26 protein-coding genes and 1 tRNA gene are annotated in these 20,145 nt (G+C 67.5%); 20 read left to right on the forward strand and 7 right to left on the reverse strand.

Translation table 11 applies throughout. The annotated features are described in order from the left end of the window. Positions 1-75 precede the first annotated feature (75 nt). Positions 76-822 (reverse strand): acetoacetyl-CoA reductase, encoded by a 747-nt coding sequence (phbB, locus tag ACJ7IV_RS14055; protein WP_483864908.1) that lies wholly within the window; start codon positions 820-822, stop codon positions 76-78. 188 nt (positions 823-1,010) lie between these two features. On the opposite strand from phbB, the gene ACJ7IV_RS14060 reads away from it, so the two are divergent. Both ACJ7IV_RS14060 and ACJ7IV_RS14065 read left to right on the forward strand, forming a co-directional pair. Next, positions 1,011-1,087, forward strand: a tRNA-Met gene (locus ACJ7IV_RS14060). A gap of 262 nt (positions 1,088-1,349) precedes the next feature. Then, on the forward strand, positions 1,350-2,297 hold the full coding sequence (locus ACJ7IV_RS14065) for a tetratricopeptide repeat protein (RefSeq protein WP_483864909.1): 948 nt from the start codon (positions 1,350-1,352) through the stop codon (positions 2,295-2,297). Between the two features lie 58 nt (positions 2,298-2,355). On the opposite strand, the gene ACJ7IV_RS14070 is transcribed toward ACJ7IV_RS14065, so the two are convergent. Further along, the gene (locus tag ACJ7IV_RS14070) at positions 2,356-3,519 is read right to left on the reverse strand and encodes a MalY/PatB family protein (RefSeq protein WP_483864910.1); all 1,164 of its coding nucleotides are present in this window, start codon (positions 3,517-3,519) and stop codon (positions 2,356-2,358) included. A gap of 46 nt (positions 3,520-3,565) precedes the next feature. Here ACJ7IV_RS14070 and ACJ7IV_RS14075 point away from each other — a divergent pair, with 46 nt between their 5' ends. From ACJ7IV_RS14075 to ACJ7IV_RS14110, 8 genes are all read left to right on the forward strand, one after another. Then, entirely contained in the window at positions 3,566-4,000 is a 435-nt protein-coding gene (locus ACJ7IV_RS14075) for a hypothetical protein (protein WP_282040101.1), read from the forward strand. 26 nt (positions 4,001-4,026) lie between these two features. Further along, entirely contained in the window at positions 4,027-4,839 is an 813-nt protein-coding gene (locus tag ACJ7IV_RS14080; RefSeq protein WP_483864911.1) for a hypothetical protein, read from the forward strand. 60 nt (positions 4,840-4,899) lie between these two features. Further along, on the forward strand, positions 4,900-5,307 hold the full coding sequence (locus tag ACJ7IV_RS14085) for an acyl-CoA thioesterase (RefSeq protein WP_161429988.1): 408 nt from the start codon (positions 4,900-4,902) through the stop codon (positions 5,305-5,307). Next, positions 5,304-5,774, forward strand: coding sequence for a Cys-tRNA(Pro) deacylase (gene ybaK / locus ACJ7IV_RS14090; protein WP_483864912.1), 471 nt, complete (start codon positions 5,304-5,306; stop codon positions 5,772-5,774). The genes ACJ7IV_RS14085 and ybaK overlap by 4 nt, the downstream gene beginning before the upstream one ends. A 71-nt stretch (positions 5,775-5,845) precedes the next feature. Then, complete coding sequence (locus ACJ7IV_RS14095; RefSeq protein WP_483864913.1) at positions 5,846-6,163, forward strand: hypothetical protein; 318 nt, start codon at positions 5,846-5,848, stop codon at positions 6,161-6,163. Then, positions 6,144-6,665 (forward strand): DUF501 domain-containing protein, encoded by a 522-nt coding sequence (locus ACJ7IV_RS14100; protein ID WP_483864914.1) that lies wholly within the window; start codon positions 6,144-6,146, stop codon positions 6,663-6,665. Before ACJ7IV_RS14095 ends, ACJ7IV_RS14100 begins: the two co-directional genes overlap by 20 nt. Positions 6,666-6,724: 59 nt before the next feature. Continuing rightward, on the forward strand, positions 6,725-6,847 hold the full coding sequence (locus tag ACJ7IV_RS14105) for a hypothetical protein (RefSeq protein ID WP_483864915.1): 123 nt from the start codon (positions 6,725-6,727) through the stop codon (positions 6,845-6,847). A gap of 116 nt (positions 6,848-6,963) precedes the next feature. Continuing rightward, complete coding sequence (locus tag ACJ7IV_RS14110; RefSeq protein ID WP_483864916.1) at positions 6,964-7,512, forward strand: LOG family protein; 549 nt, start codon at positions 6,964-6,966, stop codon at positions 7,510-7,512. 1 nt (position 7,513) lies between these two features. On the opposite strand, the gene ACJ7IV_RS14115 is transcribed toward ACJ7IV_RS14110, so the two are convergent. Then, a complete protein-coding gene (locus ACJ7IV_RS14115; RefSeq protein ID WP_483864917.1) occupies positions 7,514-8,014 on the reverse strand; it encodes a 3'-5' exonuclease in 501 nt (166 codons plus the stop codon). A gap of 61 nt (positions 8,015-8,075) precedes the next feature. Then, the gene (locus ACJ7IV_RS14120) at positions 8,076-8,591 is read right to left on the reverse strand and encodes a tetratricopeptide repeat protein (protein WP_483864918.1); all 516 of its coding nucleotides are present in this window, start codon (positions 8,589-8,591) and stop codon (positions 8,076-8,078) included. Between the two features lie 223 nt (positions 8,592-8,814). On the opposite strand from ACJ7IV_RS14120, the gene ACJ7IV_RS14125 reads away from it, so the two are divergent. Then, the gene (locus ACJ7IV_RS14125) at positions 8,815-9,846 is read left to right on the forward strand and encodes an NADP(H)-dependent aldo-keto reductase (protein ID WP_483864919.1); all 1,032 of its coding nucleotides are present in this window, start codon (positions 8,815-8,817) and stop codon (positions 9,844-9,846) included. Between the two features lie 98 nt (positions 9,847-9,944). Then, positions 9,945-10,724, forward strand: a complete 780-nt coding sequence (gene yaaA, locus ACJ7IV_RS14130; RefSeq protein WP_483864920.1) for a peroxide stress protein YaaA — start codon at positions 9,945-9,947, stop codon at positions 10,722-10,724. Between the two features lie 60 nt (positions 10,725-10,784). On the opposite strand, the gene ACJ7IV_RS14135 is transcribed toward yaaA, so the two are convergent. After that, complete coding sequence (locus ACJ7IV_RS14135) at positions 10,785-11,360, reverse strand: isochorismatase family protein (RefSeq protein ID WP_483864921.1); 576 nt, start codon at positions 11,358-11,360, stop codon at positions 10,785-10,787. A gap of 117 nt (positions 11,361-11,477) precedes the next feature. Between ACJ7IV_RS14135 and ACJ7IV_RS14140 the strand changes: the two genes are divergently transcribed. The 4 genes from ACJ7IV_RS14140 (at position 11,478) to ACJ7IV_RS14155 (ending at position 15,127) form a co-directional block, all read left to right on the forward strand. Beyond that, positions 11,478-12,320 carry a Tim44 domain-containing protein gene (locus tag ACJ7IV_RS14140; RefSeq protein WP_483864922.1) on the forward strand — a complete coding sequence of 281 codons (843 nt, stop codon included), beginning with the start codon at positions 11,478-11,480 and terminating at the stop codon, positions 12,318-12,320. A gap of 123 nt (positions 12,321-12,443) precedes the next feature. Then, complete coding sequence (locus ACJ7IV_RS14145) at positions 12,444-14,324, forward strand: beta-ketoacyl synthase (RefSeq protein WP_483866597.1); 1,881 nt, start codon at positions 12,444-12,446, stop codon at positions 14,322-14,324. 5 nt (positions 14,325-14,329) lie between these two features. Further along, positions 14,330-14,809 carry a pantetheine-phosphate adenylyltransferase gene (gene coaD / locus ACJ7IV_RS14150; RefSeq protein WP_213312666.1) on the forward strand — a complete coding sequence of 160 codons (480 nt, stop codon included), beginning with the start codon at positions 14,330-14,332 and terminating at the stop codon, positions 14,807-14,809. A gap of 69 nt (positions 14,810-14,878) precedes the next feature. After that, positions 14,879-15,127: a YfhL family 4Fe-4S dicluster ferredoxin gene (locus tag ACJ7IV_RS14155; protein ID WP_213312667.1), complete on the forward strand. Its 249-nt coding sequence runs from the start codon at positions 14,879-14,881 to the stop codon at positions 15,125-15,127. A gap of 81 nt (positions 15,128-15,208) precedes the next feature. On the opposite strand, the gene ACJ7IV_RS14160 is transcribed toward ACJ7IV_RS14155, so the two are convergent. After that, the gene (locus tag ACJ7IV_RS14160) at positions 15,209-15,523 is read right to left on the reverse strand and encodes a hypothetical protein (RefSeq protein ID WP_483864923.1); all 315 of its coding nucleotides are present in this window, start codon (positions 15,521-15,523) and stop codon (positions 15,209-15,211) included. A 214-nt stretch (positions 15,524-15,737) separates the two neighbouring features. Here ACJ7IV_RS14160 and ACJ7IV_RS14165 point away from each other — a divergent pair, with 214 nt between their 5' ends. From ACJ7IV_RS14165 to ACJ7IV_RS14180, 4 genes are all read left to right on the forward strand, one after another. Continuing rightward, positions 15,738-16,349, forward strand: a complete 612-nt coding sequence (locus tag ACJ7IV_RS14165; protein WP_483864924.1) for an outer membrane beta-barrel protein — start codon at positions 15,738-15,740, stop codon at positions 16,347-16,349. A gap of 108 nt (positions 16,350-16,457) precedes the next feature. After that, positions 16,458-17,828, forward strand: coding sequence for an MATE family efflux transporter (locus ACJ7IV_RS14170; protein WP_483864925.1), 1,371 nt, complete (start codon positions 16,458-16,460; stop codon positions 17,826-17,828). Positions 17,829-17,899: 71 nt separating this feature from the next. Beyond that, the gene (locus ACJ7IV_RS14175) at positions 17,900-19,210 is read left to right on the forward strand and encodes a short-chain fatty acid transporter (protein ID WP_483864926.1); all 1,311 of its coding nucleotides are present in this window, start codon (positions 17,900-17,902) and stop codon (positions 19,208-19,210) included. 90 nt (positions 19,211-19,300) lie between these two features. Next, positions 19,301-19,816, forward strand: a complete 516-nt coding sequence (locus ACJ7IV_RS14180; RefSeq protein ID WP_483864927.1) for an acyl-CoA thioesterase — start codon at positions 19,301-19,303, stop codon at positions 19,814-19,816. Here the strand turns inward: ACJ7IV_RS14180 and ACJ7IV_RS14185 are convergent. Continuing rightward, the gene (locus tag ACJ7IV_RS14185) at positions 19,813-20,127 is read right to left on the reverse strand and encodes an I78 family peptidase inhibitor (protein ID WP_483864928.1); all 315 of its coding nucleotides are present in this window, start codon (positions 20,125-20,127) and stop codon (positions 19,813-19,815) included. The genes ACJ7IV_RS14180 and ACJ7IV_RS14185 overlap by 4 nt on opposite strands. Positions 20,128-20,145 lie beyond the last annotated feature (18 nt).

A 20,145-nucleotide genomic window follows, 5' to 3' on the forward strand; every position in this document is an offset into this window, starting at 1 on the left:
GACGCAGGAGCGCGAGGTTCCTCCCCGCGCTCCTGCGTCGTGTTGCTCCGCCGAACGGCGAGGCGACAACCGGGATCAGCCCATGAACTGGCCGCCGTTGATATCGATGTTGGCACCGGTGATGAAGCCGGACTCCTCGTCGGCCAGATAGGCCACCAGGCGACCGATCTCCTCGGGCTTGCCGTAACGCTTCACCGGGATGGTTTCACGGATCGACTCGCGCACCTTCTCGGGAATGTTCATGATCATGTCGGTGGCGATATAGCCCGGCGACACGGTGTTGACGGTAATGCCCTTGGTGGCAGTCTCCTGGGCCAGGGACATGGTCAGGCCGTGCATGCCCGCCTTGGCGGCTGCGTAGTTCACCTGCCCGAACTGGCCCTTGCGGCCGTTGATCGAGGAGATGTTGATGATCCGGCCGTACTGCTGCTCGAGCATGCTCTCGATCACGCTGCGGCAGGTGTTGAAGACACTGTTCAGGTTGGTGTCGATGACCTCGTGCCACTGCTCGGGGCTCATCTTCTTCATGGTGCCATCACGGGTGATACCGGCACAGTTGACCAGCACGGCGATCGGCCCGTGCTTCTCCTCGATCTCCTTGACGCCCTTCACACAGGCGTCGTAATCAACCAGGTCGACCCCGGCAATGTCGATATTGTCGAAGCCGGCGGCCTTCTGCTCCTCGAGCCAGGCCTTGGCCTTCTCAGGGTTATGATAACCGGCTACTACCTTGTAGCCCTCGGCGGCCAGTGAACGGCAGATCGCACTACCGATGCCGCCAGTACCACCGGTTACCCAAGCGACGCGTGATTGATTGGCCATGTGTACCTCCCTGATGATGATGACACTGCGCTCCGGCCCAGCCGGCCGAACATCGCATTGTTCTTGGTCAAGTTGTCACCTTGATGACAAACCAGGATCAGTATGGCGCAAGGAGGGCATGAGGGACGAGCGTTTGAGAGCAAAGGTTGACTAAAGGTGAATCCCGTGTAGAATACGCAACACGTTGATGCGGGGTGGAGCAGTCTGGTAGCTCGTCGGGCTCATAACCCGAAGGTCATCGGTTCAAATCCGGTCCCCGCTACCAAATATCGAAGAAAGCCGATTCCTCCGGGAGTCGGCTTTTTTCTTGCTCACACTCCGAAGGCCATCGGTTCCCTCACGTTTCAGAACCAGCGGTCCCCGCTAACAAATAGCTAAGTAAAGTCGATTCCTCCGGAAGTCGGCTTTTTTCATGCCCGCTCGCCTAAGGACCCGCGATCCGCACTGCACGAGCCTCTCCCCCTTGAATCTGCCCGCCTTCACCCGCATCTCGAAGGTAAATCCATTCGTTTTCGGGAAGCCCAACCATGTCCATCGTCGATCCGCGTACCGGTGAACCGCTCACTGCCGACACCAGTGCCCCGCATGAGGCTCAGTCGCAACCTGCCCAGGCCGAGGCGGGTGGGGCCCCCGAGGTCATCATCGACGTCGACGCCAGCAACATCCAGCAGGTGCTGGAACTCTCCATGCAGTTGCCGGTGCTGCTCGACTGCTGGGCCCCCTGGTGCGGCCCTTGCAAGAACCTGATGCCGGTACTGGAAAAGCTGGCCCGCGAATACCAGGGCGCCTTCCTCCTGGCCAAGCTCAACATCGACGAGAACCAGGAGATCGCTTCCCAGCTGGGCGTGCGATCGGTGCCCGACGTCAAGCTGGTCAGCCAGGGCGGCCTGGTCGACCACTTCCAGGGCGCGCTGCCCGAGAAAGAGATCCGCGAGTGGCTGGGCCGTTACTTCCCCGCCCCGGAAGACGCCCCGGCGAGCCCCGAGGACCAGGCCGCCGAGGCACTGACCGCCGGGGATGCCGCCACTGCCCGTGCCATCTATCAGGAACTCAGCCAGCAATACCCGGACCACACGCCCTACCAGGTGGAGCTGGCCCGTACCCTGGTAGTCGAAGGCCGCGCCGAGGAAGCTCGCAGCGTGCTCGACAACCTGCCGCCAGAGGAGCGCGATGCTGCTCCGGCCCGCGGCGTGCGCGCCAGCATCGAGTTCGGCGAGGAAGCCCCCTCCGCCGAGGAGCTGGCCGCCCTGGGTGAGCGCGACGACAGCGAGGCGCAGTACCTGCGTGCCCTGCGCCGGGTCGCCGATGGCGACTATGAGCCGGGTCTCGAGGGGCTCCTGGCATTGATGAAAGCCGACCGTGCCTTTGGCGATGACGCTGCACGCAAGGCCCTGCTGCGGGTTTTCGATGCCCTGGGCGCCGACCACCCGCTCACGGTCAGCTACCGCCGCAAGCTGTTCGCCATGCTCTACTGAGCCCGCGCCGGGGCTTTAATGCCTCCGATACGGCCGCCCTCGGGCGGCCGTATCGCGTTCAGCCGGTCAGCACGCCATCCAGCCGCGACAGGGCTTCTTCCAGCTGGGTGGCGGTAGTCCCGAAGTTGAGCCGAACAAAGCTGGGGTGGCCGAAGTCGGCGCCATCGGAGAGCGCCACCCCGGCTCGCTCCAGCAGCGTTTGCTGGGGTGATGCGCCGAGCCCCGCCTCGCGCAGGTCGAGCCAGGCCAGGTAGGTGGACTCCGGGGCACTCATGGAAACCCCGGGCCAGCACGCCACTCGCTCGACCAGGCTGCGGCGGTGGTCACGCAGCACCTCGAGCAGCACTTGCCGCCAGGGGTCCCCCTGAGCGTAGGCGGCCTCGGCGGCCACCAGCCCCAGCACGTTGCCATCCGGCGTCAGCCCCTTTGCCGCCGCTGCGAAGCGCCGTCGCAACCGGGGGTCGGGGATCACCGCGCAGGCGGTGGTAAGCCCGGCCAAATTGAAGGTCTTGGAGGGCGCCCACAGCGTGATGGTACGCTCGACCAGCGCCGGGAAGGCCAGCGCCAGCGGCACGTGGCGGGCGCCATCGTCAAGCAGCAGGTCACAGTGCAGCTCGTCGGAGACCACGAGGAGATCGTGGCGCTCCACCAGCTCGGCCAGTCCAGCCAGCTCGTCGTAATCCCATACCCGCCCGGTGGGATTGTGGGGGTGACACCACAGCAGCAGCCGGGTGCGCGGAGTGATCGCCGCCTCCAGGGCCTCGAGGTCGAGGCGCCAAGGCTGGCCCGGCGCCGCAGGCTCGCGCATGCTCGCCTGCTGAGGCGTGCGCCTGGAACGCTCGGCCACCTTGAGGAAGGGCGGGTAGATGGGCGTTACCGTCAGCACCCCGTCACCGGGTGACGTCAGCGCCATGCTGGCCAGGTGCAACGCCGGCACTACCCCGGGCAGCCACTGCTGCCACTCGGGGGCGATCTCCCAGCCGTAGTGCTCGCGACTCCAGCTGCATAGCGTCTCGCGCAGCGAATCGGGCACCAGGCCATAGCCGAAGACGCCGTGGTCGACCCGGGCGCGCAGCGCCTCACGCACCGCCGGGGGCGAAACGAAGTCCATGTCGGCCACCCATAGCGGCAGTACCCCGTCACCGTAGCGATGCCACTTCTGTGATGGCCAGTTACCGGACGGGTGCCGACGCTCCACCGGCGTGGCAAAATCGAACGCCATGCGCTCACTCCTTTTCGACGGCCAGGACAATCCCATGACCTCGACCATGCCCCAGGACGACTTCTATGCCAAGGTGCGACGCGGCATGCCGCGACTGGTGGCGCAATGGCGTGAACTGGGCCAGGATGCCCCGCAGCGTCTCGCCCTGCTGCTCGCCGAGACCGCCCGGGTGGTACGCATCGGCCAGCCGGAAGCCACCCCCGACGCCGCCACCCTGACGGCCTGGAGCGAGGCGAAGAGTGGCGACGAGATCCCGCTGTGGGCCGCGCGGACCGCCACCTTCCTGCTGGTGCAGATGCCCGCCCGGCCCCAGCCCCGCGACGGCGACGAGGCCTGCGCCTGGGCCTACTGCTGGCTGCGCAACCGCGACTTCGACTCCCTGGAGGCGGCGACATCGGCGCTGCCGGCCCACCTGCGCGAGCCGTTGGCAGATGCCCTGCCAGCCGCCTGGCGCGACCGCCAGGGACTGCGACTGATCTAGCGTCTAACAAGGATAAGGAAAACAAGATGGAAGTTCCCCTGAGCTGGCAGCTGGCCAAGCTTGCGGTCTCGATCGGCATGGTGCTGGGCCTCGGTGCCATCGCCGTGCGTGTCAGTCCCCGCGTCGCCGGCCTGCTGGCGGGTTATCCGCTGGGCACCGCCATCGCCCTGTTCTTCATCGGCCTGGAGCTATCGCCGGGCTTCGCCGCCGAGAGCGCCGTGCACACCCTGGCCGGCTTCACCGCCACCCTGGCGCTGGGCGGCGGCTACCTGCTGGCCGGGCGCCGTCCCGGGCTACCCGGCGTAGCGGCCGGCACCGCCGCCGGGCTCGCCGCCTTCCTGGCAGTCAGCCTGGTGCTGACCCGGGTGGAGTTCGACCGCCTCACCGGCACCCTCACCACCCTGGCCGCCATTGCCCTGTTCACCTGGCTCTACCGCCGCGTACCGGACAGCGCGGCCCGACCCGCCGGGCGCTTCTCCTGGGCCGCCCTGATGGTGCGCGCCCTGCTCGCCGCGGTGATCATCTTCGTGATCACCGGCCTGGCCCATGTGCTGCCGGCCGCCTGGGCAGGGGTGATGGCCGCCTTCCCGGTCACCATGTATCCCTTCCTGGTGATCCTCCATCTGACCCATGGCCCCGGCCCGGTGGCCACCGTGATCAAGCACTATCCCATGGGGCTCGGCGCGCTGCTCTGCTATGCGCTGTGCGTCTCCTTCGCCTACCCAACCCTGGGGCTGGCGCTGGGCACCCTGGCCGGCTTCGCCGTGGCCACCCTGTGGCTCGCCGCCTGGACCCGCTTCCAGGCCTGGCAGGGAGCAAGACGGGCCGCGAGGACTTGACCGAGCGCTTGCTCGGGGCAAAGCTGTTCGTTCTGGAGACACCACAACAAGGATTCCCCCATGTTTACCCGCACCATCGAGCCCGCCTTCTACGACACCGATGCCCTGGGCCACGTCAACAATACCCGACTGCCGGCCTGGTTCGAGCTGGCCCGCAACGACCTCTTCCGGCTGTTCACGCCGGACCTGGACCCGCGCAAGTGGCGGCTGATCATGGCCCGCATGGAGGTCGACTATCGCGCCGAGCTGCAGTATGGCCAGGAGATCGAGATCCGCACCTACGTCTCGCGGCTCGGTAACAGCTCCTTCACCGTCAGCCAGGAGGCGCGCCAGGGCGGCCAGCTCACCAACCTGGGGCACACCGTGATGGTGCACTTCGACCACGAGGCCAAGCAGGCCATCCCCATCGAGGGCGAGCTGCGCGAGGCCCTGGAGGCGCACTTCCACGAGGAGCCCGCCGAGGCATGACTCCCGCCGTCAAGCAGCTGGAGAAGGCCGGGGTCGACTTCGCCCTGGCCGAATACGAACACGACCCGCGCAGCCCCGCCTACGGCGAGGAGGCCGCCCGGACACTAGGCCTGTCGCCGGACGAGGTATTCAAGACGCTGCTGGCCAGGCTCGACGACGGCCGCCTGGCGGTGGCCATCGTGCCGGTATCGCGCAAGCTCGACCTCAAGGCCCTGGCACGCGCCGCCGGCGCCCGCAAGGCGCAGATGGCCGAGGCCGAGGAGGCCCAGCGGGCCACCGGCTATGTGGTGGGCGGCATCAGCCCGCTGGGCCAGAAGCGCCGCCTGGCCACCTTCCTGGATGCCAGCGCCGAGGCCCTGGCGGCGATCCACGTCAGCGGCGGCCGCCGCGGGCTCGAGATCCGCCTGGCGCCGTCCGACCTGCTCCGGCTGACCGGCGCACGCCTGGCGAAGCTGGTCCGCGACTGAGCCGATCGCCCACCACCGCTGTCCCACGAGAGACCGGGCAAGCCCGGGACATGCACCCACAGGAGCCCGCCATGGCCATCCGCTACACCCTCTGGCTGGACCCGGAGGACACCCAGCGCCACCGCGCCATGGAGGCACAGCTGCTGCGCTACTTCATCGAGCGCTTCGCCGACTATCCCCACATCCGCTTGTTCGGCGCCGACCCCTACGATTATGATGCGCCGTTCAATCGACTCCATGACGTGCTGATGGCGCGGGCCGCGGAATACTGCGAGCGAGAGTGGTGCTACGTGCCCACCCCTGAGCAGCTCAATCGCTCCTTCTTCCTGGCCGTTGGCGAGTCCAACAAGTTTCTACGGGACCCCGACGATGGTGATCCAGACCGATAACCCGCCAGACCCCAGCCAGCTGGCGATCATCACCGAGCAGCTCGGCCGCGCCCCCCGCGGCATCGAGGCCGTGGCCGCCACCGATGGCGAGGGCACTCCCCTGGTGCTGCGCATGGCGCCGATCGTCGATGGCAAACCCTTCCCGACCCTCTACTGGCTGAGCTCCGAGCTCCTCAAGGTGGTGATCTCGCGCATCGAGGCCGACGGCGCCATCAAGCGACTCGAGGCCCGCCTGCAGGAGGAGCCCGAGCTGCTCGCCGCCTACCACGCCAGCCACCGCGACTACGTGGCAGCGCGCTGGCGGCACATGAGCGAGACACAAAAGGCTGAGGTAATCCGGCTCGGCTATGATGGCGTGCTCACGGAGCGCGGTATCGGCGGCATCGCCAACTGGGACCAGGTGCGCTGCCTGCATACCCAGTACGCCCACCACCTGTGCGGCAACAATGTCATCGGCCGCTGGATGGACGCCGAGTATGGCGTCGCCGACTGCCTGCCCTGAAGCACCCGGCGCCTCCACTCGCCCCCCCTGACCATAAGATGCTCAACAAGGAGCCCCCGATGTACGTCGATACCCATGTCATTGCCAGCCTCGCCCTGATCGCCAGCCTGATCGGCATCTCCGTGGTCGGCGTCAAGCTGCTGCGCGAAGCCATGAAGCGCGACGCCGACGCCGCCCGCTGAAGCAGGGCAACGCGGTCAATGAGGGCGCCTGATGGCGCCCTTCGTCGTTCTGCTTCAAGGTCTTGCGGCAACACGCGGGGCACGCCAGGATGGGCACTCTTGCCAAGGAGATGAGCATGTCGAGATTCTGCGTCTTTCTGGGCTCACGGGAGGGCCGTGACCCGCAGTACCTGGCCGACGCCCGGCGGCTGGGCGAGGCGCTGGCGCGCCGTGGCCACACCCTGGTCTATGGCGGTGCCCGCATCGGGATGATGGGGGCCCTGGCCGATGCCGCCCTGGATGCCGGCGGCGAGGTCATCGGCGTGATGCCCGACCACCTGGTGGAGCGCGAGCAGGCCCATCGCGGCCTGACCCGGCTGATCCACGTACGCAACATGCACGAGCGCAAGGCCAGCATGGCGGCCCATGCCGATGCCTTCATCATGCTGCCCGGGGGGATCGGCACCCTGGAGGAGTTCTTCGAGGCGTGGACCTGGCGCTACCTGGGGCTCCACGACAAGCCGATCGGCGTGCTCGACACCGAAGGCTTCTACGCGCCACTGCTGGCCTTTCTCGACAATACCGTGGAACAGGGCTTCCTCAACGCCCGCACCCGGGCCGAGCTGTTCGACGCCAGCGAGCCCCTCGCGCTGCTGGATATGCTGGAAGCCCAACTGGCTCGCTGAGTCAGGCCTCGCCGGCCAGTTCGCGGGTGCGCTGGTAGGTGAGCTGCAACAGCCGGGCATCCTCGCCGGCGCGATGCCGGTGGATGCCCAGCTCCTCGATCAGCGCCTCCTTGGTAGGGTTCCACAACGCCAGCTGCCCCTCATCGAGCAGCTTGCGCAGCGCCTCCAGGCGGAAGGCCGGCAGCATGCCGGCATGATGGAAGAGCAGCGACAGCCAGGTGTTGTCGTAACCCCAGCTGTCGCTGTAGCAGATCTTGAGCTCGCCGAGCTCGTCATTGAGCCATTGTGCCACCTGGCGCACCGGATGCCCCTCGCGCTGCAGGCGTGCCCGGCTGATGCCGTGGAGCAGCTCGGCCTTGGGGTCCCAGTGGGTCCACTCGGCCAGGGGCTGGATCAGGAAGGCGCAACTGCTGCCATCGGGCCGAGCCAGCCCCACCTCGATGGGGTAGCTGCCACGCCCGAATCCGGACGCCTCGATATCGAGCAGGGTCGGTAGCGTCACGGCGGGCAGGCATCCTCGAGGCGGAAACAGGAAGGGCGCCGTCGCGCCGGCGCCGCGCAGGTCAGTGTCGCGTCTCGGCTTCCACGCTGTCCAGCACCTCGCCGAATCCGGCGGCGCGGTCGGCCAGGCACTGCCAGTGGGCGGCACGTTCGGCGTCCACCGGCAGTCCCAGCTGGCCCTCACGATAGGCGCGCGCCAGGCGCTGGGCAGCCAGCGGATGGCCCGCCTCGCCGGCGCGGGCGTACCAGGTCACGGCGTGGTCGTCGCGGCGCGGATAGAGGGCGCAGCCATTCTCGTAGATCTGCCCCGCCTGGTACTGGGCACGTGAGTCGCCGGCGTGGGCCGCCTCGAGCACGTAGCGCGCACCACGGGCCTTGTCCTGGGGCGTCCGGCCGCGGTGGAACAGCATATGACCGTAGGTGGAGAGCGCCGCCGGATGGCCCGCATCGGCACAGCGCTGAAAGAGATGCATGGTCAGGCGCTGGGTGCGCGGTGAACGAGGCAGCCAGCGGGTATGGAAGAGCTGCTCCGCCAGGCGGTACTCGAGCCGGGTGAACAGTGATGATGCCTGTGTCATGGCCTTCTACCGGATCCTGTATCGCAAGAAAAAGACACCCTGCACCATCCTGTGCGCGGCGTCTGAAGTCTGGCCAGCCCCGGTCCACGGGGCGCAACGGGCGGCCAGCATACGCCCGCCCCGACGCCGACTCAACCCGGAGCATGACCCGCGCCCGATTTGCCGCCCCGACAGCGCCTGGCTACCATGCCGACTCCATTTCCAGATCCGCGAGGAAGCCAGGATGCAGACGCGACCACTGGGCGATACCGGCATCGAGGTCAGTCGCCTCTGCCTGGGCACCATGACCTTCGGCGAACAGAACAGCGAGGCCGAGGCCCACGCACAGCTCGACCGCGCGGTGGCCTTCGGCATCAACTTCATCGATACCGCCGAGATGTACCCGGTACCGCCGAAGGGCGAGACCCAGGGCCGCACCGAGGCCTATATCGGCAGCTGGCTGAAGCAGCGCGGCAGCCGTGACGACGTGATCATCGCCACCAAGGCGGCGGGCCCAGGACTCGAGCATATCCGCGGCGGCCCGCGGCTGACCCGCGAGCATCTCCACCAGGCCATCGACGAGAGCCTTGAGCGCCTGCAGACCGACTATGTCGACCTCTACCAGCTGCACTGGCCGGAGCGGAAGGCCAACTTCTTCGGCAAGCTGGGCTATGCGCATGACGAGCGGGAGGACGCCACCCCGCTCGAAGAGACCCTGGCCGCCCTCAAGGAGCTGGTGGATGCCGGCAAGGTGCGCGCCATCGGGCTTTCCAACGACACCCCCTGGGGCGTGATGCGCGCCCTTCACCTGGCCGAATCCCAGGGCCTGCCCCGGGTCGCCTCGGTGCAGAATCCCTACAACCTGCTCAACCGCAGCTTCGAGGTGGGCCTGGCCGAGATCGCCCATCGCGAGCGGGTGGGACTGCTGGCCTACTCGCCGCTGGCCTTCGGCATGCTCTCGGGCAAGTACCTGGACGGCGCCCGCCCCGAGGGGGCTCGGCTGACGCTGTTCGAGCGCTTCCAGCGCTACACCAACCCCCAGGCCCAGGCCGCCACCGCCGAATACGTGCGCATCGCCCGGGAAGCCGACCTGGACCCGGCTCGAATGGCGCTGGCCTTCGTCAACTCGCGCCCCTTCCTGACCAGCAACATCATCGGCGCCACCAGCATGGCGCAGCTGGAGAGCAACCTGGCCAGCGAGTCGCTGCGCCTCGACGATGAGGTGCTCGAGGCCATCGAGGACGTGCATCGGCGCTACTCCAATCCCGCCCCCTGAGGCCACCGCCCCGCCCGGCGACTATCACCGCGATAGCCCCTCGGGCGGGGCGCCCTTGGTATACTCGTCCGCGACCCCACCGGATTCAGGAGCGCCCCATGCTGAGCGTGATCTCGCCCGCCAAGACGCTGGACTTCGAGACCCCGGCCACCACGGCCCTGCACACCCAGCCGGACTTCCTCGACCAGAGCCGCGAGCTGATCGATATCCTGCGCGACTACTCGCCCCAGCGGCTCTCCGAGCTGATGGGCATCAGCGACAAGCTGGCCGCCCTCAACGCCGCCCGCTACGGCGAGTGGCACACCCCCTTCACCCCGCAGAACGCCAAGCCCGCCGCCCAGGCCTTCCAGGGTGACGTCTACGTGGGTCTCGAGGCCGACACCTTCGACGACGGCGACAACGCCTTCGCCCAGGAGCACCTGCGCATCCTCTCCGGCCTCTACGGCCTGCTGCGCCCGCTGGACCTGATCCAGCCCTATCGCCTGGAGATGGGCACCCGGCTCGAGAACCCGGCGGGCAAGGACCTCTACGCCTTCTGGAAGGCGACCCTCACCGCCGAACTCGACCGCGCCGTCGCGGCAAGCGGCAGCCCGGTGCTGGTCAACCTCGCCTCCAACGAGTACTTCAAGGCGATCGACACCAAGCGGCTCGAGTCGCGGGTGATCACCCCGGTGTTCAAGGATGAGAAGAACGGCAAGCTCAAGATCATCAGCTTCTACGCCAAGAAGGCTCGCGGCCTGATGGCGGCCTGGATGATCCGCCAGCGCCTGGACGATCCCGAGGGCCTGAAGGCGTTCGATGTGGCCGGCTACGCCTACAACCCGGCGATGAGCGAGGGCAGCACCCTGGTATTTACCCGCCCCGAAGGGGCCGCCTGAACCCGGCTGCGCCGGGAGCTGTAAGCTGTAGTGAGGTGAGCGCGCTGCGCGCTCACCTCACTACGTAAAGACCAGCGGCCGTGAGGCACGTGCCTTGAGGAAACGGCGGTGGGCCTGCTTGAAGCGCTCGTCGTCGCAGCGGTGCAGCCACTCGTAGGCCACCATGTCGGCGCTCACCGCCACCGCCCCCGCCTGCACCATGCGCTCCCGGGCCAGGCGCGCCTCCGCCGCGCGGCGGCTGGCGCAGGCCTCGGTGAGCCAGTAGACCTCGTAGCCCGCCTCAAGTAGTCCAAGCCCGGTCTGCATCACGCAGATATGTGCCTCGGTGCCGCACAGCACCACCTGGCGCCGGCCGCTTTCCGCAAGGGTGGCGGCGAACTCCGGGTTGGCGCAGGCGTCGAAGGTCAACTTCTGCCACAGCCGGTGCCCCGGCAGCGCCTCGAGCAGCCGTGGCTCGCTGCCGCCCAGCCCCTCGGGGTACTGCTCGGTGACCCACACCGGCACCTCGATGGACTCGGCCAGGCCGCCCAGCCAGGCCGCCTCGTTTACCGCCTGGTCGCCGTGCTCGATCACCGGCAGCAGACCCGCCTGCAGATCGACGACCAGCAGCAGGCTCTCTTCACGTTTCAGGCGCATGGCACTCACTCCCTGTTGTTGTCGGCACTACGCTGTCGATTTTAGTGGAGGCCACCAGCATAGCCGCTAGAATGGCCTGACTCGACTCTTCCTCCCCCTGACCGAAGACGACACCCCATGACCACACGATTCGCTCATACCTCGCTCTTCCGCCACCTGCTGATCATGCTGGTGGCAGGCTTATTCACTCTGGGCCCGGCCCTGCAGGACGCTGAGGCGCGTCGCCTGGGCGGCGGCAAGAGTTTCGGCACCCAGTCGCGCAGCGTGCAGCAGCAGCCGGCCGCCACCCAGAACCAGGCCACCGGCACCCGCGCCACCCCGGGCCGTACCGGCTCGCGCATGCCGGGCATGCTGGGCGGGATGCTAGCCGGTGGTCTGCTCGCCGCGCTGTTCTTCGGCGGCGCCTTCGATGAGCTGCGGCTAATGGACATCCTGGTGGTGGCCGGCATCGCCTTCCTGCTCTTCCGGCTGCTGGCGCGCCGCCGGCCAGCCGTGGCCGGCGGCCCCGCGCCGAACGCCGAGGCGGCCCGCAGCAACGCTACCGCCCAGCCCTTCCAGGCCAGCGGTGCCCCACTCGGTGGCGCCTTCGCCGGCGAGCCTGAGTGGTTCGACCGCGAGCGCTTCCTGGGCGGCGCCAAGGAGCACTTCATGACCCTGCAGCGCGCCTGGGACAACAACGACCTCAGCGGCATCCAGGAGTACGTCACCCCGGAACTCTACAACCTGCTGCGCGAGGAGCGCGCCCGCCAGCCCGCCAACAACCGCACCGAGGTGGTGCGCCTGTTCGCCGAGCTCGGCATGGTGCAGGAGGTGGGCCAGCAGGCCGAGGCCACGGTGATCTTCCACGGGATCCTCGACGAGAACGGCGAGCACAACGAGTTCAACGAGACCTGGCATCTGGTGCGCGAGCTGCGCGATGGCGCCCCCTGGTACGTGCAGGGCATCGAACAGAACGGCTAGGGCCGGGGCCCCGCATGACGCCGCCACTGGCCGGGTGCTATGATCCACGATCAATAACGAACTCGTAGACACCAACAGCACAACGAGGAATCCGGCTTGTCACACTTACCGGTGATCGTCGGCATGGGCGGCGTGAACCCTGCCGGCAGAACCTCGGGCCACCAGGCGTTTCGCCGCACCGTGCTCGATGCCCTGCCCGCGGAGGACCAGGCCCGCACCCTGCTGGGCCTGGCCGCTATGATGCGCCTGGCCAGCGGCGAGGAAGACGGCGGCTGGCAGGACGCCGAGGGTCGCCCCCTCGATCCTGACGCTATCGTCGAGCAGACCCGCCAGCAGGTCCTCGACCATACCCTGATCCGCCGCATCGAGGATCCGCTCTTCAACGACGAGGGCCTGCCCGCCAACCGCCAGGCCAGCCTGGCGCTGGACGCTCCCCTCACCTTCCGCATCCGTCGTCGCCAGCTACCCCGGGATCTGCCGCCGACCTGGCAGGTACGCGAACTCGATCGCAAGCTGCTCGAGGTGACGGTGCCCGCCGGGGAGATGGACGTGATGCTGCCCGAGCACCGCTCCGCCCAGGTGCGGGCCGCCGGCCAGCTGCCCAGCGGCTTCGAGCCCAGCCAGCTCTACCGCAGCGTGCACCACCCTCGCGGCCTCTCCATGGCGATCTTCGCCGCCAGCGACTGCCTGGGCGACAGCGGCCTCGACTGGGACACCCTGCGCGACCGCCTCGACCCCGACGCGGTCGCCGTCTATGCCGGCAACTCCATCGGCCAGCTTGACGACGAGGGCTGGGGCGGGCTGCTCAAGAGCTTCGTCTCCGGAAAGCGCGCCACCTCCAAGCAGATGCCGCTGGGCTACGGCCAGATGCCTGCCGACTTCCTCAACGCCTATGTGCTGGGCAGCGTAGGCGGCACTGGTGCGGCGATGGGCGCCTGCGCCAGTTTCCTCTACAACCTGCGCCTGGGCGTGGACGATATCCGCGCCGGACGCCGCCGGGTAGTCATGGTGGGCACCGCCGATGCTCCGGTCACCCCGGAGATCATCGAGGGCTTCCGCGCCATGGGCGCCCTGGCCGACGACGACAGCCTGCGCGCCCTGGATGCCCTGGAGCTGCTGACCGACGCCGACTACCAGAAGGCCTGCCGCCCCTTCGCCCGCAACTGCGGCTTCACCATCGCCGAATCCAGCCAGTTCGTGATGCTGATGGATGATGCCCTCGCTCTTGAGGTGGGCGCCGAGATCCTGGGCAGCGTGCCGGACGTCTTCGTCAACGCCGACGGCTGGAAACGCTCGATCTCCGCGCCGGGCATCGGCAACTACATCACCCTGGGAAAGGCCGCCTCCCTGGTGCGGGAGATGCTCGGCGAACAGGCACTGCGCAAGCGCACCTTCCTGCACGCCCACGGCACCAGCACGCCCAAGAACCGCACCACCGAATCCCATGTCTTCGACCTGGTAGCGCGGGCCTATGGCATCGAGGCGTGGCCGGTGGTGGCGGTGAAGTCCTATGTGGGCCACTCCCAGGGCAGTGCCGCCGGCGACCAGTTGACCAGCGCCCTGGGCAGCTTCGCCCACGGCCTGCTGCCGGGCATCGCCAATCTGGATGCCGTGGCCGACGACGTCCATGCCGAGCGGCTGCGGCTCTCATGCGAGTCCATGCCCTTCTCCGCGGACGCCGCCTTCATCAATGCCAAGGGCTTCGGCGGCAACAACGCTACCGGCGTGCTGCTCTCCCCGGCCGTGACCGAGCGCCTGCTGCTGCAGCGCCACGGCGAGGCCGCCGTTGCCGCCTGGCAGGTACGCCGCGAGGCGACCCGCGAGGCCGCCGCCGCCTACCGCCGGCAGGCCGACCAGGGGCGCTTCGCGCCGCGCTACCGCTTCGGTGAGGGCGTGCTGGAGGGGCCGGAGCTCACGATCAGCGACGACGAGATCCAGATCCCCGGCTATGCCCGCCCTGTCTCCCTGGCGGTGAACAATCCCTTCGGCAGACTCGAGGAGTGACGGCGATGAATATCGCGGTATACCCCGGCACCTTCGACCCCATCACCAACGGCCACTTCGACCTGATCGAGCGTGCCTCTCGACTCTTCGACAAGGTGGTGGTGGCCATCGCCACGAGCCCCGGCAAGGGCCCGGCGCTGGATATCGATACACGGATCGCCCTGGCCCGGGAGGTCACCGCCGGACTCGACAACATCGAGGTGGTCGGCTTCTCGGGGCTGATGACCGAGTTCATGAAGCAGCAGCAGGCCCGCGTGCTGCTGCGCGGCCTGCGGGCGGTCTCCGACTTCGAGTACGAGCTGCAGCTGGCCAACATGAATCGCGCCCAGATGCCGGAACTCGAGACCGTCTTCCTGACTCCGGCGGTGGAGAACTCCTATATCTCGTCCACCCTGGTGCGCGAGATCGCCAAGCTGGGCGGCGATGTCTCGCTGCATGTGCATCCCAGGGTCGCCGCGGCGCTGAAGAGCCTTTACAATACCTGACCACAAGGCTCGGGATTGCACCGAGCAGATCCCGACGACCGCGGCCAGCGACTTCCGTGAGGTACCCCCATGGCCCTGATGATCACCGACGAGTGCATCAACTGCGATGTCTGCGAGCCGGAATGCCCCAACGGCGCCATCTCGCCAGGCGAGGAGATCTATATCATCGACCCGGAGCTGTGCACCGAGTGCGTCGGACATTACGACGAACCGCAGTGCCAGCAGGTCTGCCCGGTGGACTGCATTCCCCTCGACCCCGAGCGCGAGGAGAGCCGCGAGGAACTGATGGCCAAGTATGAGCGCATCACCGCGGCCTGAAGATGTACTGAACGTCCCGACAGCATGACACGACGCCCCGCTCGAAGCGGGGCGTCTTGCGTTGGGATGTTGGGCGGAGCGCTACAGCTCGTCGGCGCGCTTGCTTACCGTACAGCCCAGGCAGCGGCGGAAGGCCGCCTCGGCCGGGGTCTTGATCAGCGTCTCGGCGGCGGTATCAACGCCGCCACCCAGGGCGGTAAAGGGCAGCGTGACCAGGAACACCGCCGTGCCGCCAACAGTGGCCGCCGCCAGCAGCGGCCGCGCGATCACCGCATCGGCGATCATTGCCCCGCCGCTCGGCTGGGCCTCCGCGCGCTGCTCCTGCGCCACCGCCGGGGTGGTGCCCAGCAGCGTCACCAGCGCCAGCGCGAAGAAAATCAAGGTCCGCTTGCCCATCGCTTTCACTCCCTGCTCCCTGCAGTCTCTGCTGCCGTTGTCACCCTGCCAGTACCAGCCCACCGATATACCGGGTATGGCACTAACCATTGTTAGCTTCTAGAATGCCCGAGGTTACATCCTTTCACAGGATCTTACATCAGGGTAGACGGCTTTCACCGCTTGCCCAACCCGCAGGCATCGCCTGCACCACCACCATGCAATGGAGCGCATGATGAAACGTCTGATCGCCACCGCCGCCCTGGCCACCCTCGTCGCCAGCCCCGCCTTCGCCCAGAGCTATCAGTACAACCCCAACGAGGGGCCCTATGTGGGTGCGGGGCTGGGGTACTCCAAGCTGGATAACGACACCCTCGACTGGCTCGGGGATATTGGCGCAAGCACCGATGACAGCGACACTGGTTACAAGCTTTTCGTCGGCTATCAGTTCAACCCCAACTTTGCCGTTGAAGCCGGCTATGTCGACTTTGGTGACTTCGACGCTAGTGGGGCAGATGGAACTGATAGTGCCCGCCTGAAACTTGGTGTTGAGGGTTTCACCGCAGCGTTAGTCGGAAAGTTACCGATCCAGAACGGCTTTAGCGTCTTCGGCAAGCTGGGCATGGTCGCATGGGATGCTGACTTGGACCTGGATGCCACCATTGGTGGGGATATTTATCGCGATTCCGCCAGCGAAGACGGCAGCGACCCCTACTATGGTATCGGTGCCGAGTATGAGGTCGAGCGCATCCTGATGCGTGCCGAGTTCGAACGCTACGATATCAGCGACAGCGGCGAGGACTTCGAGATCGACCTGATCTCCGCCAGCATCGGCTACCGCTTCTAAGCGAAAACCGAGCCAAGCTGCCCCAACCGCCCCGCCCCAGCGCGGGGCGGTTGCGTTATGCCCCGCCGCCGGCCATGCTGCGCGGCTCGCAACCCTCAGGAGCCCATCGTGAGCCGCTCGGATTCCTCGTCCCCCGCGTCCGCGCACCGGCGCATCCTGACGCTGGCCTGGCCGATCATCCTCTCCAATATCACCGTGCCGCTGCTGGGACTTGTGGATACCGCCGTGGTCGGCCACCTGCCGGACTCCCGCTACCTGGCCGCGGTGACCCTGGGCGCCACCCTGTTCAGCTTCCTCTACTGGGGCTTCGGCTTCCTGCGCATGGGTACCACCGGCCTCACCTCCCAGGCGGTGGGCCGCGAGAACGACACGGATGTGCGCAACCTGCTGGGACAGTCGCTGCTGCTGGCGGCGGGCATCGGTGCGGCCTTGATCCTGCTCTCGCGACCGCTGATCACGCTGGGGCTGTGGCTGCTCGACGGCAGCGAGGCGGCCACGGCGCTGGCCGCCGAGTATGCCGAGATCCGCATCCTCTCGGCGCCGGCGGTGCTCGCCAACTACGCCATCCTCGGCTGGTTCCTGGGCCAGCAGAACTCGCGGGTGACCCTGGCCATCCTGGTGCTGACCAACGGCGTCAATATCGTGCTCGACCTGGTGTTCGTGGTGGGCCTGGGCATGACCAGCGACGGCGTGGCCTGGGCCACGGTGATCGCCGACTACACGGCGTTCGCCTTCGGGCTGTGGCTGGTCTCGCGCCAGCTCAGGTGGCTCTCGGGGCGATTCCTGCGCAGCCGGCTGCTGGCGCTTGCCGCCTATGGCGAGCTGTTCTCGGTCAACGCCAACCTCTTCGTGCGCACCCTGGGCCTGCTGTTCGCCATGGCCTTCTTCACCTCCCGGGGGGCGGCCCAGGGCGACACCGTGCTCGCCGCCAACGCCGTGCTGCTGCAGTTCATCATGCTCACCAGCTACGCCCTGGACGGCTTCGCCCACGCCGCCGAGGCGCTGACCGGGCGCTCGGTGGGCGCCAGGCGCTGGGCGGAGTTCGGCCGCATGGTGCGCGGTGCGGCCTGGTTCTCGCTGATCACCGCCGGCATCGCCTCGCTGGCCTTCGCCCTGGGCGGCGAGGCGCTGATCGCCCTGCTCACCGGCCTGCCGGAGGTGCGGGACACCGCCGCCAGCTACCTGCCGTGGATGGTCGCCATGCCGCTGATCGCGGTGTGGAGCTACCTGCTGGACGGCGTATTCATCGGCGCCACGGCGATCCGCGAGATGCGCAACAGCATCTTCGCCGGGCTCGCCGTCTACCTGCCCGCCTGGTGGCTGACCCAGGCGCTGCTGCCGGAGGCACTGACCAACCACGGCCTGTGGCTGGCCTTCACGCTGTTTACCCTGGTGCGCTCGGCGACGCTGATCGCCTACTACCGCAGGCGTCGGCTCAGCGACTGGCGTGAGAAGCCTGGACCGTTGGTAGTGCAATAACGCAAGATACTGACGCTGCGCTACTTTCTGTGTTGAAACTTCAAGAACACCCACAACAGTAAGGGAACGCCATGCTCAAGGCCCTCTCGAGACCGGCGGTAAAGCTGGTCGAACGCTACCTGCCCGACCCCTATATCTTCGTGCTGCTGCTGACCATCATCGCCGCGGTGGCGGCCATCGCCGTGGAGCGCCAGACGCCGCTGGCGGTGATGCGCATGTGGGGCGACGGCTTCTGGAACCTGCTGACCTTCTCGATGCAGATGCTGCTGGTGCTGGTCACCGGCTTCATGCTGGCCAGCTCCCCTCCCGTGAAGAAGCTGCTGCAGCGCCTCGCGGCCCTGGCCAAGGGGCCCGGCGGCGCCATCCTGCTGGTCACCTATGTGTCGCTGGCGGCCAGCTGGATCAACTGGGGCTTCGGCCTGGTGGTGGGTGCGCTGTTCGCCAAGGAGCTGGCTCGCCTGGTGCGCGTCGACTACCGCCTGCTGGTGGCCAGTGCCTACTCCGGCTTCGTGGTGTGGCACGGTGGCCTGGCCGGCTCGGTGCCGCTGACCATCGCCACCGAGGGCCACTTCAGTGCCGACCAGATCGGAGTGATCGGCACCGGCTCCACCGTCTTCGCCTTCTTCAACCTGGCCATCGTGGTGATGCTGTTCATCGCCGTACCGCTGGTCAACCGCATGATGCTTCCCGACGAGAACGAGAGCGTCTTCATCGATCCCAAGCTGCTGGGCGAGGATGAGGAGGTGCGCGTGCGCATCACCCGCCCCGCCGAACGCATGGAGAACAGCGTGGTGCTGGCCTGGCTGGTGGGCATCCCCGGCCTGATCTACCTGGTCGACCACTTCTTCCTGCGCGGCGGAGGCCTCAACCTCAACATCGTCAACTTCCTGTTCCTGTTCCTGGCCATCGTGCTGCATCGCACCCCGCGCAGCCTGCTGACCAGCCTGCAGGAGGCGATCAAGGGCGGCGCCGGCATCGTCATCCAGTTCCCCTTCTACGCCGGGATCATGGCGATCATGGTGCAGTCCGGCCTGGCGGCGACCCTCTCCGAGGGTCTGGTCTCCTTCGCCACCGAGACCACCCTGCCCTTCTGGACCTTCATCAGCGCCGGCATCGTCAACCTCTTTGTGCCCTCCGGGGGCGGCCAGTGGGCCGTGCAGGCGCCGGTGATGCTGCCCGCCGCCGAGGCACTGGGGGTGGAGATCCCGCGGGTGGCCATGGCCGTGGCCTGGGGTGATGCCTGGACCAACCTGCTGCAGCCCTTCTGGGCCCTGCCGGTGCTCGGCATCGCCGGCCTCAAGGCCAAGGACATCATGGGCTTCTGCCTGATCCAGCTGGTCATCACCGGGGTGCTGATCTCCATCGGCCTGACCTGGTTCTGACGCAAGGCATCAACTGCTCGACACGCTGACGCCTTGTCCCCAGGCCGGGGGCAAGGCGTTATGCTGTGGATAACACACAAGGAGACTCCCATGGACACCCACCCCCTGCCCGGCCAGCATGAACTCTCGATGACCGTGCTGATGACCCCCGACATGGCCAACTTCAGCGGCAAGGTGCATGGCGGGGCCATCCTCAAGAAGCTAGACGAGGTGGCCTACGCCTGCGCCAGCCGCTACGCCGGCCACTACGTGGTCACCCTCTCGGTGGACCAGGTGCTGTTCAAGCAGCCGATCCACGTGGGTGAGCTGGTCACCTTCCTGGCCTGCGTCAACCACGTCGGCCGCTCCTCCATGGAGATCGGCGTCAAGGTGGTGGCAGAGGACATCCAGAACAAGCTGATCCGCCACACCAACAGCTGTTACCTGACCATGGTGGCGGTGGACTCCGACGGCAAGCCGGCCCCGGTGCCTCCGCTCAGGCTGGAGACGAAACTGCAGAAGCTGCGCTTCGAGAAGGCCGCCCTGCGCAAGAAACTGCGCAAGCAGGCCGAGGAGGAGGAGCGCCGCACCCAGGATGAGCACGGCGCCAGGGAAGGGAGCGACTAGCCACAGTCCAGGGAAGCGATGGTATCCGTCTCGTCGAGGTGGACGTTGAGGCGATCGGGCCGATGGTCGAGGGTCACCGCCTCGCCGGGGCGAATCACCCGCATGGCGGCCGCCCCGCTCTCGGCGCGGATCGCTTCGCCGAGCGCCTCACTGTAGGCGCGGCCGACACGGTCCTGCACAAGCTCCGCGCCGCACTCGCCGCTGGACTCCACCCGGGGTGGCGGCGGGGCCGGGTCGGGGCTCGGCGCCGCGTTCATGCCGCTGCAGCCGGCCAGCAGCAGGCCGACTACAAGCGGCGTGAGTCTCGTCATGAACATATGGGTTCCTTG

Source organism: Halomonas sp. C10-5, assembly GCF_057169305.1.